The sequence below is a fragment of the Streptomyces gilvus genome, from assembly GCF_022513565.1.
Classification (GTDB): Bacteria; Actinomycetota; Actinomycetes; order Streptomycetales; family Streptomycetaceae; genus Streptomyces; species Streptomyces gilvus.
Map to the genome: position 1 here is coordinate 110147 of NZ_JAKWBE010000023.1, position 13679 is coordinate 123825.

General features: G+C 70.8%; 12 protein-coding genes. 5 read left to right on the plus strand and 7 right to left on the minus strand.

Annotated elements, in window-relative coordinates; genetic code table 11:
* Positions 1-20 precede the first annotated feature (20 nt).
* The 5 genes from MKW14_RS29340 to MKW14_RS29355 all read right to left on the minus strand — a co-directional run bounded on the left by MKW14_RS29340 (position 21) and on the right by MKW14_RS29355 (position 7395).
* On the minus strand, positions 21-953 hold the full coding sequence (locus MKW14_RS29340) for an EamA family transporter (RefSeq protein ID WP_240867420.1): 933 nt from the start codon (positions 951-953) through the stop codon (positions 21-23).
* A 113-nt stretch (positions 954-1066) separates the two neighbouring features.
* Positions 1067-3091, minus strand: a complete 2025-nt coding sequence (locus MKW14_RS29345) for an ABC transporter ATP-binding protein (protein ID WP_240867422.1) — start codon at positions 3089-3091, stop codon at positions 1067-1069.
* A gap of 92 nt (positions 3092-3183) precedes the next feature.
* Positions 3184-3318 carry a hypothetical protein gene (locus tag MKW14_RS41030; protein WP_276622102.1) on the minus strand — a complete coding sequence of 45 codons (135 nt, stop codon included), beginning with the start codon at positions 3316-3318 and terminating at the stop codon, positions 3184-3186.
* Between the two features lie 214 nt (positions 3319-3532).
* Positions 3533-4321, minus strand: a complete 789-nt coding sequence (locus MKW14_RS29350) for a metallophosphoesterase family protein (protein WP_240867425.1) — start codon at positions 4319-4321, stop codon at positions 3533-3535.
* Complete coding sequence (locus MKW14_RS29355) at positions 4303-7395, minus strand: FAD-binding and (Fe-S)-binding domain-containing protein (protein WP_240867427.1); 3093 nt, start codon at positions 7393-7395, stop codon at positions 4303-4305. Before MKW14_RS29355 ends, MKW14_RS29350 begins: the two co-directional genes overlap by 19 nt.
* Positions 7396-7469: 74 nt before the next feature.
* Here MKW14_RS29355 and MKW14_RS29360 point away from each other — a divergent pair, with 74 nt between their 5' ends.
* Positions 7470-7592, plus strand: a complete 123-nt coding sequence (locus MKW14_RS29360) for a hypothetical protein (RefSeq protein ID WP_276622105.1) — start codon at positions 7470-7472, stop codon at positions 7590-7592.
* A 106-nt stretch (positions 7593-7698) separates the two neighbouring features.
* A complete protein-coding gene (serC, locus tag MKW14_RS29365) occupies positions 7699-8817 on the plus strand; it encodes a phosphoserine transaminase (protein ID WP_240867430.1) in 1119 nt (372 codons plus the stop codon).
* Positions 8818-8902: 85 nt separating this feature from the next.
* Here serC and MKW14_RS29370 read toward each other — a convergent pair whose 3' ends face one another.
* Both MKW14_RS29370 and MKW14_RS29375 read right to left on the minus strand, forming a co-directional pair.
* The gene (locus MKW14_RS29370; RefSeq protein WP_240867437.1) at positions 8903-10429 is read right to left on the minus strand and encodes a cellulase family glycosylhydrolase; all 1527 of its coding nucleotides are present in this window, start codon (positions 10427-10429) and stop codon (positions 8903-8905) included.
* A gap of 153 nt (positions 10430-10582) precedes the next feature.
* Positions 10583-11554, minus strand: coding sequence for a WD40 repeat domain-containing protein (locus MKW14_RS29375; RefSeq protein WP_240867439.1), 972 nt, complete (start codon positions 11552-11554; stop codon positions 10583-10585).
* 118 nt (positions 11555-11672) lie between these two features.
* Between MKW14_RS29375 and MKW14_RS29380 the strand changes: the two genes are divergently transcribed.
* The 3 genes from MKW14_RS29380 (at position 11673) to MKW14_RS29390 (ending at position 13678) form a co-directional block, all read left to right on the plus strand.
* The gene (locus tag MKW14_RS29380) at positions 11673-12365 is read left to right on the plus strand and encodes a GDSL-type esterase/lipase family protein (protein WP_240867441.1); all 693 of its coding nucleotides are present in this window, start codon (positions 11673-11675) and stop codon (positions 12363-12365) included.
* Positions 12366-12437: 72 nt separating this feature from the next.
* Positions 12438-13022, plus strand: coding sequence for a Uma2 family endonuclease (locus MKW14_RS29385; protein ID WP_240867444.1), 585 nt, complete (start codon positions 12438-12440; stop codon positions 13020-13022).
* Between the two features lie 17 nt (positions 13023-13039).
* Entirely contained in the window at positions 13040-13678 is a 639-nt protein-coding gene (locus tag MKW14_RS29390; protein ID WP_240867446.1) for a maltokinase N-terminal cap-like domain-containing protein, read from the plus strand.
* Position 13679 lies beyond the last annotated feature (1 nt).

Genomic DNA, 13679 nt, shown 5'->3' on the forward strand with positions numbered 1-13679 from the left:
CCGGCCCGGCAGGGCGCGCGTCAGGAGACCGTCGCCTCCGGCAGGGACGTCTTGCCCCGCCCCACCTGCGTCCGTACCGCCCCCATGCTCGCGCCGATGACCAGGGCGATCGCCGCCGCCTGGACGGGGCTCAGGGTCTGGCCCAGGATGAGGAAACCGGCCGTCGCGGCGAGGGCCGGCTCCAGGCTCATGAGGATCGCGAAGGTGGGCGCGGGCAGACGGCGCAGGGCCAGCAGCTCCAGGGTGTAGGGGAGGACGGAGGACATCACCGCCACCGCGGAGCCCAGCGCGATCGTCACCGGGTCCGCCAGCTTCGTACCCGACTCGGCGATCCCCAGCGGCAGCATCAGCAGCGCCCCCACGCCCATCGCCAGCGCCAGCCCGTCCGCCTGCGGGAAGCGGCGGCCCGTGCGGGCGCTGAAGACGATGTACGCCGCCCACATGGCCCCCGCGCCCAGCGCGAAGGCGACGCCCAGCGGGTCGAGGGCGCCGAAGTCGCCGCCGCCGAGCAGGAACACGCCCACGAGGGCGAGGGCGGCCCACACGGCGTTGATCAGGCGGCGGGAGGCGAGGACGGAGAGGGCGAGCGGGCCGAGGACCTCCAGGGTGACCGCCGCGCCGAGCGGGATGCGGTCGACGGCCTGGTAGAACAGGCCGTTCATCGCGCCCAGGGTCGCGCCGAAGGCGAGCACCGTGCCCCAGTCGGTGCGCGAGTGGCCGCGCAGCCGGGGACGGCAGACCAGCAGCAGGACCACGGCCGCGGCGAGCAGGCGGAGGGTCACCACACCCAGCGCGCCCGCCCTGGGCATCAGGTTCACCGCCAGCGCCGCGCCGAACTGCACGGAGACGCCGCCCGACAGCACCAGGCCGATCGGGCCGAGCGAACCCCGGCCGCGCGCGGCCGCGGAGGCGGACGTCGTCGGCGAGGAAGTCGTCGTGCTGGGCGTGGTCACGGGCGGTCCAGGTGATCGGCTCGGGTTCGTTCAGCGTGCTGCACTGCGAGGTCTACGGTAATAGACCCGGTCAGGCGTGTGAACCCGTTTTGCAGCTGTCCCGCATGCTGGAATCAGATCCCGGGCCAGGCCTCCTCGTCCCGGAAGAGCGGCCGGCCGTCGGGGAGGGTGGTCGGGACGTAGTCGTACGACGGCGCTTGCCACGTCGGCTGCGGCATGTAGGGCGCGTATGGCGCGTACTCGGCGTACTCCGCGTACTCCGTGTGTTGCGGCTGCTCCACGCCCGCCGCCTGCTCCAGGTGGCCGTACCCGGGCTGGACCAGGTCCAGCGGCAGCCGCAGTTCCCCCGTGTCCATCACGGCGTTGTTCTGCGAGCGGTGCAGGCGCGCGTAGGCGCCGCCGCGCGCCAGCAGTTCCTCGTGCCGGCCCGTCTCCACGATCCGGCCGCGGTCGACGACCAGGATGCGGTCGGCGTCGGGGGCGAGGTTGAGGTCGTGGGTGATCATGATGGTCGTACGGCCGGCCATCAGGCGACGCAGCGGCTTGACGACCCGGCGGGCGGCCATCGCGTCGAGGCCGGTCGTCGGCTCGTCCAGGACCAGGACCGGGGCGTCGCGCAGGATGGCGCGGGCGATGGCGAGGCGCTGGAGCTGACCGCCGGACAGCCGGGCGGAGTTGGGGTCGACCCGGGTGTCGTAGCCCTCGGGCAGCCGGACGATGAAGTCGTGCGCGTCCGCCGCCCGCGCCGCCTCCTCGATGGCCTGGTCGCTGGCGCCGGGTCGGCCGCAGGCGATGTTGGCGCGGACGGTGTCGTGCAGCACGAGGGTCTCCTGCGGGAGCAGGGTGACGTACTCGCGCAGGCGGGCGAGCGGGAAGTCGCGTAGGAGGACGCCGTCGAGGAGAAGGTCGCCCGCGTCGGGGTCGTAGAAGCGCAGGAGGAGCTTGGAGACGGTGGACTTGCCGGCGCCGCTCGGACCGGTGACGATCACGAGTTCGCCGGGATTCACCGTGAAGGAGAGGTCCGTCAGGGCGGTGGTGTCGGCGCCCGGGTAGCTGAAGGAGACGTTCCGGACCTCGACGGTGCCGTCCGGGCGGCCGGGTTCGGCGCCCCGGCGGGGGTCGGTGACCGAGGGCTCGACGTCGAGGACCTCGATCAGCCGCTCGGCGCCCGCGGTCGCGGCGGTGACGGTGAGGCCCAGCTGGGCGAGGCCGCGGACCGGCGGGTAGAGGTAGCCGAGGAAGGCGGCGAAGGCGAGGAGCTGGCCGAGGGTCATCCGGCCGGTGGAGATCTCCCAGGCGCCGATGCCGATCACCGCGAGCACGCACACCGTCTCGATGACGGCCACCAGCTGCTCGTACGCCTCGTTCAGGCGGGTGGAGCGGACAGAGGCGCGGAACCAGGCGTTCGCCTCCTTCCGCAGCCGCCGGCGCTCGGCGTCCCGGCGGTCGTAGGCCTGGGTGAGCACGATGTTGGACAGGGACTCCTCGACGACGGAGGTGATCGCGCCGTCGGCGACCCGGCCCGCGCGGGAGACGTCCTTGATGGAACCGGAGAAGCGGCGGGCCGCCAGCCAGAAGAGCGGGGCCAGCACGAAGGTCGCGGCGGCCAGGTCCCAGCGCAGCCAGAACGCGGCGGCCGCGTAGAAGAGGGCGGAGAAGGCGGCGGAGGCGGCGCCGACCAGTCCCGAGACGACCATCGTCTCGATCGCCTCGACATCGCTCGTCAGCCGGGACAACAGATCGCCCTGCCGGTGCCGTTGGAAGAAGTGCGGGGGCAACTGCTGTACGTGGTCGAAGACATGCTCGCGCAGTCTCATCACGAAGCGTTCGGTGATCCAGGCGGCGAGGGAGTTGCCGGCGTACGCGACGACCGCGCCCAGCACCGCCACCCCTAGCCACTTCGCGGCCGGAGCCCAGAACGCGGCCAGCGAGCCCTTCTGCAGCGCGTGGTCGGTGAGGTCGCTGAAGACCAGGATCGCCTCGGTCTCGGCGAGCGCGGCGAGCACCGTGCACCCCCACACGAGGACCAGCCAGCGGCGCAGGCCCCGGGTCAGTGGCCAGAAACGACGGAACGCGACACGGGCCGGAATGGTGGGAGTGCCGTACTCGTACTCCTCGTCATCCTCTTCCCCGTCCATTTTCACATTCCCTTCGCATTGCGTCGCGAGAATTCTTGAATTCGACAAGCAGAGAGGACCGACGGAATCCCGTCGGCCCTCTCAGACCTCACTCAGTTGTCGTCGCCGGGGATCGGCTTGGGAACCGGCGGCTTGGGGTGCTTCTTCTTGGGCTTCGGCGGGGGCGGCGGGGGGAGCTGCTTCGACTTGGGCTTCGGGGGCAGCGGGGCGAGCTTCTTGAGGCTCATTTCCGACTCCTAGTGTTTCGTGGTTCAGGGATTCGGGAATTCCGCGTCCGGTTCCCGACACCGATGAACTTACACGCCGCACAACTCAAGAGAAGGCAAAGTCGGCGAGGTAACGGCAAACAGGCGCTGTGAATACCTTGGAGACTGCTGAGATCGCCCGCCGAAACTGAGAATTCTCTTATGAACCTGAGAACGACCTTATGAAACCTGGCAGTCAGCCATGAGCCGCGGCCCCGTCGCCCGCCCTGCCGTCCCTCGGCCCGAACGCCCCCAGGGCCTCGGCGTCCGTCGCCCGGGCGTGGAGGTAGTAGTCGGCCCACTCCGTGATGTCCTGAGAGGCGCACTCGCGGCTGAGGCGGGCGATCGCGGCCCGGATGTCGTACGACGTGACCCTCAGGTCGACCCCCGGGCCCAGCAGGCACCAGTGGGCGCCGGAGCGGCCGTACGGCATTCCGACACTGCCGGGGTTGACGATCAGCCGGCCATGGGCGAGGCGGACGTACGGCATGTGGGTGTGACCGCAGACGACGGTGCGGACCGTGTCGGGGACCCCGGCGAGGACGTCGGCCCAGCGGTCGAGCCGGGAGTCGACCAGCACGACCTCCTCGTCGTCGCGAGGGGTCGCATGGCAGAAGAGCACGTCACCGTGGCCGCGGACGCGGAGGGTGCGGGTGACGGGGAGCGCGGCGAGGAAGTCGACCTGCTCGTCGCTGAGTCGGGCGGCGGCGTACGGCCCGATCGGATCGGGGATCTCGTCCCGGCCGCCCCTGCGGTACTCGACGAGTTCGCGGTCGGCGTTGCCGCCGATCCACACGACCCGCTCCCCCAGTCCCCGCAACACGTCCAGCACTTCCCCCGGTTGGGGCCCGGCGGTGATGTCACCGGTGAGCACGACACGGTCGGCGGCGGCGACCTCCGGCTCGGCGAGGACGGCTTCCAGCGCGGGCAGAACGCCGTGGACGTCGGAGAGGACGGCGACTCGGTTCAACTCGGTTTCGGACATGGGCCCGAGTCTGCCGCCATCCCGTCCGCCAGCACCTCCGCCAGATGCCGCCCCCGTACCCCCGCCAGCTGCTCGAGCTGGGTGCGGCAGGAGAAGCCGTCCGCCAGGACCACCGCCTCCTCGGGAGCCTGCCGCACGGCGGGCAGCAACTGCTCCTCCGCGCAGGCCGACGACACCTCGAAGTGCCCTTTCTCGAAGCCGAAGTCGCCGGCGAGGCCGCAGCAGCCGCCGGCCAGCTCACCGGTGAGGCCCGCCGCCGCGCGCAGTCGGCGCTCGGGGCCGTCACCGAGGACCGCGTGCTGGTGGCAGTGGGTCTGGCCGGTGACCGGACGGTCCAGACGGGGCGGGGTCCAGTCGGGGGCGTACTTCTCCAGCGCCTCCGCGAAGGTCAGCACCGAGGCGGCGAGCCGGGCCGCGCGCGGGTCGTCGTGCAGCAGCTCGGGCAGGTCGCTGCGCAGGGCGGCGGCGCAACTCGGCTCCAGGACCACGAACGGGATGCGCTCCCCCGCGCGGGCGTCCAGCAACGGCTCGAGCAGATCGAGTGTGCGGCGCAACACCTTGCGCGCACGGTCGAGTTGCCCTGTCGAGAGATACGTCAGCCCGCAGCAGACGCGGGCCCGACGGGACGTCAGGAGGTTCGCGCTGTACCCCCACGACTCACCCTCGGGGGTCTGCTCGACGTCCACCCTCCACTTCATCCACGGCGTCTGCACGACCACCATCCCGGCCGCTTCCAGCACCCGCAGCGCCGCCTTCCCGACGTCCGGCGCGAAGTGCTCGGTGAAGGTGTCGGGCCACAGGGCGACGAAGGGCGGGAAGCCGTCGGTGTCATCGATGCCGTCACTTTCGTCGAGGTCACCAATGTCATCGATGTCGTCGATGCCCTCGATGCCCTCGATGTCGTCGGCCTCGATGTCGTCGGCCTCGATGTCGTCGGCCTCGATGTCGTCGGACTCGCTGCCCCGCTCAGCCCCGCCCCTCTCCTTCCACTCCGCCATCATCCGCCGCGCCTGCTCCGCCGACCGCCTGCGCCACCACCGCGTGAACGTCTCCGACGCGACACGCGGCAGCTCCCGCTCGGGCGCGATGCCGCCCAGCCGCTTGCCCAGGGCCGCGACCGGCCCCACTCCCGCCAGGGCGTTGACCAGCCCGGCCGTCCGTGTCCGCGTCACCCAGTGCAGCCACAACGGCAGCCACCCCATGCTGTAGTGCGCGGCCGGACGGCGTCGGCCCTCGTAATGGTGGTGAAGGAACTCCGCCTTGTACGTGGCCATGTCGACCTCGACCGGGCAGTCGGAGCGGCAGCCCTTGCAGGACAGACACAGGTCCAGCGCGTCCCGGACCTCCGTGGACCGCCAGCCGTCGGTGACCAGCTCACCGGCGAGCATCTCGTGCAGCAGCCGGGCACGCCCGCGCGTGGAGTGCTTCTCCTCGCCGGTCGCCCGGAAGGACGGGCACATCACGGACGCGCCGGCCGCGGCGGTGGTACGGCACTTGGCGACCCCGACGCAGCGCCGTACCGCCGCCGAGAAGTCGCCGCCGTCCGCCGGGTAGCCGAAGGCCACGTCGACCGGCTCGCGGGGCAGGACGGAGAAGCGGAGGTCGGCGTCCAGAGGAGCGGGGCGGACCAGGACGCCGGGGTTGAGCAGGTCGTCCGGGTCCCAGACACCCTTGGCGCGCTCGAAGAGGCCGACCAGATCGGGGCCGTACATCCTCGGCAGCAGTTCGGCCCGCGCCATTCCGTCGCCGTGCTCCCCGGACAGCGAACCACCATGGGCCACCACCAGGTCGGCCAGCTCCTCCGAGAAGCGCCGGAAGCGGCCGACGCCCGCCTCGGTGAGCAGGTCGAAGTCGATGCGGACATGGATGCAGCCGTCGCCGAAGTGACCGTACGGGGTGCCGCGCAACCCATGGGAGGACAGCAGGGCACGGAAGTCCCGCAGATAGGCGCCCAGTCGCGCGGGCGGCACCGCACAGTCCTCCCACCCGGGCCAGGCCTCGCTGCCGTCCGGCATCCGCGTGGCCGTACCGCTCGCGTCCTCCCGGATCCGCCACAGCGCCCGCTGCTCAGCGAGCCCCGTCACGACCAGCGAGTCCACGACGTCGGCGGCCCGCGCGATCGCCTCCGCACGCACGCGTGCCTCCGCCTCCGACTCGCCGCCCGTCTCCACGAACAGCCAGGCCCCGCCCCTGGGCAGACCAGCAGTCGGCGGCACCAGATCGGCCGCCATCCCCTCCACGGTGAGCGGCCCGTACGGCAACAGGCCCGCCGCCGCCTCGGCCGCCGCGCTCTCGTCGCCGTACGCCAGCACGGCGAGCGCACGCGCGCGGGGCGCCTCGACCAGCCGTACGACCGCCTCGGTGAGCACCCCCAGCGTGCCCTCGCTGCCACAGAAGGAGCGGGCGACGTCGGCGCCCTTCTCCGGCAGCAGCGCGTCCAGCGCATAGCCGGAGATACGGCGAGGCAGCTCCGGAAATCCGGTCCGCAACAGCGCCAACTCCCCCTCCACCAGCGCCCGCAGCCCCTCCGGAGCACCCGCCCACCCGCCCCCGAGCCTCAGCCGCTCCCCGCGCGCGGTGAGCACATCCAACTCGCGCACACTGTCCGCCGTCGTCCCCCAGGCCACCGAGTGCGAGCCGCAGGAGTTGTTCCCGATCATCCCGCCGAGCGTGCACCGGCTGTGCGTGGACGGATCGGGCCCGAACCGCAGCCCATACGCGCCCGCCGCCTCCTGCAGCCGGTCCAGTACGAGCCCAGGCTGCACCACGGCCGTACGCGCCTCGGCATCGATCGACACAACGCGATCCATGTGCCGGGTGAAGTCCAGCACCACCCCCGCACCCGTGGCCTGCCCGGCGATCGACGTGCCCCCGCCGCGCGCCACCACCGGCACCCCGTGCTCCCGGCACACCGCCAGCACCGCCGCCACGTCCTCGGCGTCCCGAGGGGCCACCACGCCCACCGGCACCCGCCGGTAGTTGGACGCGTCCATGGTGACCAGCGCCCGGGACGTGACGTCGAAGCCGACCTCACCCCGGACGACCGCGCGCAGCCCCGCCTCGAGATCCGTCATGCACCCAGCATGCATCCAGCCACTGACAGTGACGACACCCCTGTCCACCCGCGATCTCCCGCATCGTCAACGCGGTGCTCAACCTGTCACTCCACCCGGACCAGCGATCCCTGGTGCTGTCCGGCGAGGCCGACTGGTCGCAGGTGATCGAGGAGACCCTGGACCTCTTCGGCCTGCCGGACCGCCTGACCTCATAGATCCGCAAGATGTTGGTGCATTCCGACAAGTCCACGGGCCGGAGAACCCGTCTCATCGAACGGACACGTTTCCGTCCGGTTTCGCCGAAGAGATACCCTCCGGCTCGTGGCTGAGATCCAGATTCCCGCTGACATCAAGCCCGCCGACGGTCGATTCGGCGCGGGCCCCTCCAAGGTGCGGACGGACGCGCTGGACGCGCTGGCCGCAACCGGTACCTCCCTCCTCGGCACCTCCCACCGCCAGGCTCCGGTGAAGAACCTGGTCGGCAAGGTGCGCGAGGGGATCTCCCAGCTGTTCTCGCTCCCCGACGGCTACGAGGTCGTCCTCGGCAACGGCGGCTCGACGGCGTTCTGGGACATCGCGACCCACGGACTGATCGCGAACAAGTCCCAGCACCTCACCTTCGGCGAGTTCAGCTCGAAGTTCGCCAAGGCGGCCAAGCTGGCCCCGTGGCTAGCCGAGCCGGACGTCATCTCCGCCGACCCCGGCACGCACCCGGAGCCGGTCGCCGAGGCGGGCGTCGACGTCTACGCCTTCACGCACAACGAGACCTCCACCGGTGTCGCCATGCCCATCAAGCGCGTGGCCGGCGCCGACGAGGGCGCCCTGGTCCTGGTCGACGCCACCTCCGGCGCCGGCGGCCTGCCGGTGGACGTCAGCGAGACGGACGTCTACTACTTCGCCCCGCAGAAGTCCTTCGCCTCCGACGGCGGCCTGTGGATCGGCGTCTTCTCCCCGGCCGCGATCGAGCGGGCCGAGCGGATCCACGCCTCCGGCCGTCACGTCCCGGAGTTCTTCAGTCTGCCGACGGCGATCGACAACTCCCGCAAGAACCAGACGTACAACACCCCGGCGCTCGCCACCCTCTTCCTGCTGAACCAGCAGCTGGAGTGGATCAACGGCCAGGGCGGTCTGGACTGGGCGGTGCGCCGCACGGCCACCTCCGCGCGCACGCTGTACGGCTGGGCGGAGGACGTGAAGTTCGCGACCCCGTTCGTCGCCGACCCGGCCAAGCGCTCCCAGGTCATCGGCACGATCGACTTCGCGGACGAGATCGACGCGGCCGCCGTCGCCAAGGTGCTGCGCGCCAACGGCATCGTCGACACCGAGCCCTACCGCAAGCTGGGCCGCAACCAGCTGCGCGTCGCGATGTTCCCGGCGATCGACCCGTCGGACGTCGAGGCCCTCACGAAGTGCGTCGACTACGTGATCGAGAAGCTGTAACTCCCTGGTCAGCCCCCTTCGGGGCGCGGCTTGTCGGAGGGCCCTGTCGGTGACAGGGCCCTCGCGCCGCGCGTCCTGCTCGCGCTCAGGCCGCCGTACAGCTCACGCTCGGCACCGCACCCCCGCCCGGAGCGCCGCCGAACCCGAAGCTCACCGAACTCCCCACCGGGACACTCCCGTTGTGAGCCGCGTTCACCGCGGTCACCGTCTGCCCGCTCAGGGTGTACGACGCGTTCCACATGTTCGTGACCTGCTGCGAGCCGCTCCAGCTCCAGGTCACCTTCCACGAACTGATCGCCGTGGTACCGGTGTTGGTCACCTTCACCTCGGCGTTGAAGCCGCTCCCCCAGTCGCTGCTGACGGCGTACGAGGCGCTGCAGGCAGCCGAACCGCCACCACCACCACCTCCGTTACCGCCACCACCGCCACCGGATCCACCCCCGGTCCCCGGGAACAGCGGTGCCTTGACGCTGGCCAGATACCCGTCCTTCACCGTGTCCACGGTCTGCCAGTCGTCCTTCAGGATCCCGCCCGTGTCACCGGAGTTGGGATTCCACGACCAGAAGGTCCACGAGATGCTGTCCGCCCCGTACGTCGACGTCGGCCGCAGGTAACTCACCAGCGCCGCCAGCCACTTCTGGTCCGTCGTCGAGGCGAGCGTGGTGCCGAACTCGCCCACCCACACGGGCGCGATGTTCTGCTTGAAGAGGTAGCCCCAGTACTTGTCCCACACACCCGGCATGTTGGCGGGGAACGTCGGGTCGTTGAACCAGCTCTGCTGGGCCACGCTGGTGGCGTAGTCGTGGGCCGAGTACACGACCCGGTTCGCGACGTTCAGCCGCACCGGGTACTGGGCCACGCCCATCAGGTTGCCGCCCCACCAGCCCGAGACGCCGTTGAACGTCTGCACGCCCTCGACGAAGACCAGCAGGTCGGGGTTGACGGACAGGACCGCGTTGCCCGCGCGCTGGGCGGCGAGCCGCCAGTCGGTAGCCTGGTCGCCGCAGCCCCAACAGGCCGGATCGTGCGGCTCGTTGTGCAGGTCGATGCCGATGACGGTGTCCTGGCCCTTGTACCGCGCCGCCAGGGACTTCAGGTTCGCGATCCAGGTCGACTCGGGGACGGCCGCGGTGTACCAGAGGGCCGACTGGCCGCCGGAGTCCGGGCGGTGCCGGTCGAGGATCACCCTGAGGCCGTCCTGCCCGGCGTACGCCACGATCCGGTCCATGACCTGGAGGGAGTCGAGTCCCTGCAGATCGGCGTTCTTCCCGCCGCTGAAGTCGATGCTGTTGGGGACGGTCCCGCTCTTGAGGATGTCGTCGCTGTAGGGCAGCCGGATGGTGTTGTACCCCAGCGACCTCATCTGGTCGATCATGGACTTGTAGTCGCGGGACCACAGGCCGTGGACGACGTGGTTGCCGGTCTCGAAGCCGAACCAGTTGATGCCGGCGATCCGGACGGGCTGCCCGGCGGCGTCGAGGATCTGCCGGCCGCTGGTGTGCCAGTAGCCGGCCCCGGGCGCGTCGGCCGCGTCCGCCGTGTGGACGCCGGCCAGCGGCAGCACCAGCGCCGCGGCGACGGCGCACAGCACTCTTCGCAGCTTGCGGAACATGTGCCTGGTTCCTTTCGGGTGGGCGCGGACCCGGAACCGGTGGGAGCGCTCCCACATCCCGCGCACCACCCAGCAAACCGATAGGTCATGCTCGCGTCAATACAAGAGAGCGCACGAGCCGCGCGCCCGAAGCCCGGCGCCCTGGAGCAGGCCCTAACCGCGCCGGCCCAGCCGCCGGATCCCGAACACGGCCGCCGCCGCGACCACCACCGCGAGCGCGCCGATCTTGACGTTGCCGCCGACGCCCCCGCCGCTCGCCCCCGAGGCGTCCGAACTCCCGCCCGCGCCGGGCGTCTTGGACTCGTCGCCCGGTACGTCCTCGGCCTGCACCGGGCTGTCCTCGCCCTCGCTGCCGTACAGGAGCTTGGTGCCGTCCGGCGAGTAGCTGACGGACTCGCCCTGCCCCTGCAACGGCACGTCCAGCCGGCCCTCGCGCTTGATCTTCCCGCCGTTCCAGGCGTAGTAGATCCCGCCGAAGTAGCCGCGCACGGCGAGCTGTTTGCCGTTCGGGGAGATGGCCGCGTCGGTGGCCCAGAGGTCGACGGGGGCGACGGGCCGGAAGATGTTGCTGCCCGAGGCGGAGAGCTTGGCGGGGCCCTCGTAGAGATGCCCGCCGTCCTCGTTCTTGTCGATGATGTACGTGCGGCCGGTCTTCGGGTCGACGACCAGCGACTCGGCGTTGCGCGCCCCGTCCGAGTACTTGACCACGTACTGCGTGGCCTTGATCGTCTGGTCGGTGAGCTTCTTCGGCTCCGGCAGCCGGTAGATCCACACGTACGGCCACTTGCCGCCGAGGTTGTCCCCGATGTCGCCGACGTAGATATCGTCGTCCGGCCCGATGGAGATGGCCTCGACGTCACGCGGCCGGCCGACACCGCTGAGGGTGATCCGGGCGACCGTCTTGCCGGTCGCGCTGTCGACGGCGTAGATGTACGGCCCGTCGCTGCTGTCGTTGTGGGTCCAGTAGATCCCGGGGTGGAGATGGGAGGCGGCGAGCCCGCTGGACTCCTTGATGCGCGGGTCCGTGATGGTGAACCCCTTGTCCCCCTTGCCGTCGGCGGAGGCGGGCACGGCGAAGACGCCCACGAGCAGGACCCCGGCGAGAAGAGCGAACGGTCGGCGCATGTCCCCAAGCCTGCCATCCCGGGGGCCGGTTCACGGGGCACGCCCCTCGCGCCCACCGTGGCGGGCCTCACACCCGGCCCGTCCGCTTGATCCCTCCCTGATCGTCCATCATGAGCGGATGCTTAGGTTCATGCCGGTCGGCGACTCCATGACGATCGGGAGCGCGGGCGAACACACCTGGCGGTACCGCATGTGGCAGCACCTGCGCGAGACGTACGGCGGCCCGTTCGCCCTGGTCGGTCCGCGCGAGACGCTGCACGACAAGGCGACGGACGCGCCCACGTCGTACGAGTACGCGGACCCCGACTTCCCGCGCGCCCATCTGGCCGGCTGGGGTGAGGGCTGGGTGCACATGGCTCCGCTGATCGGCGAGGCGGTCCGTACGCACCGGGCGGATGTGCTGCTGGTCTCGCTCGGCCTGATCGACCTGGGCTTCTACACCAACGCGGAGCAGACGGCGGAGAACGTACGGGCCTTCGTCGAGGAGGCGAGGTCGGCCAGGGCCCGGGTCCGGATGGCCGTCCTGCCGGTGATCCCGAACGTCCGCGCGACCGCTGACGAGCCGTTCGCGGCCCAGGTGACCCTCTTCAACGAGCTGCTGGCCAAGACCCTCGCGGACCTGGACGAACCCCGCTCCCCCCTCCTCCTGGTCTCGCCCCCGCCCTCGTACGACATCCACCACGACACCTACGACGGCACCCACCCGAACGCGAGCGGCGAACACAAGATCGCGGCGGCCTTCGCCGACGCCATGCACCAGGCGTGGGACATCGGAGACCCTTACGCGGAGCAGCGTCGACCGGGACCGTGACGCGGTCACCGTGCGTATCGTTGTACTGCGTGTCTGTACTCGTCCATGGGGCAGCCGGGGAGGAGCGCCACGATGACCGTCCTTGAAGACAGGATCGAGATGGCCGACGACAGCGGTGAGCTGACTCTGGACGAACTGTTCGAGTCGCTTGAGCGGACCACCCCCGAGGGCTACAAGGTCGAGATCGTCGAGGGGGCCATCTTCATGACGCCGCAGCGGGACACGCACTGGGAGATCATCCTGGACATCGTCGAGCAACTGCGCACCAAGTACCCGCGCAGGCGCGTGAAGTCCGATGTCCGGATCGACTACCCGGGTCATCTCAACGGCTTCGCCACCGACGTGACCCTCGTGGCCGAGGGCGCCGAGAAGAACGAGAAGGGCCTCTGGCTCCGCCAGGACGTCGAGTTCGTCGCCGAGGTCATCTCCAAAGGGACGGCGCAGAACGACTACGGGCCCAAGAAGGCGGCGTACGCCCGCGCCGAGGTCCCCGTCTACCTCATCGCCGACCCCTACCAGGGCAAGTGCCACTTGTTCACCCAGCCCAAGGACGGCGACTACATGACGGAGACGACGGTCGGCTTCGGGGGCGACGTCGACCTCACCCTCACGGACCTCGGCCTCACCCTGAAAACGGATGAGTTCCCCCGCGACTGACTGACAGAATCCGTCGCATGGCGATCATCCACAACACCACCCTCAAGCCCACCAAGCTGGAACTGCTCACCGCCTGGCTGCCCACCCGCCCCTGGTACGTCGGTGCGGGCGAGCCGGAGCTGACCAAGGCCGGTGGATTCCGGCTGGACGACCCGGCGGGCGAGGTCGGGATGGAGTTCATGGTGGCCCTCGACACCTCCGGCCCCGAACCCGTCGCCTACCACGTGCCGCTCACCTACCGCGGCGCCCCGCTCCCCGGCGCCGAGGACGCCCTCGTCGGCACCATGGAGCACGGCGTGCTCGGTCCTCGCTGGGCGTACGACGGCGTCCACGACCCGGTGCTGTACGCCCAGCTCCTGGCCCTGTTCGAGGGCCGCGTCCAAGCCCAGGCGCAGAGCCTCACCGACACCCCCGACCACGAGGTCACCCGCTCCTACGCCGGCTCCGGTCTCCCCTCCCCGGACTGGCCCGTCACCGTCACCGACGACGAGGACGGCACCTCCCTCGGCGGCGGCCTGCGCCTTTGCCGGATCCTGCGCCCCACCGCCCTGGAGACCGCCCCCGAGGGAGCGACCGGTCATGTCGCCGGCGCCTGGCAGGCCCCGGACGGCACCCGGGCCCGTGCCCTGTTCGCCTTCCTGCAGCCGGTCTCCTGAA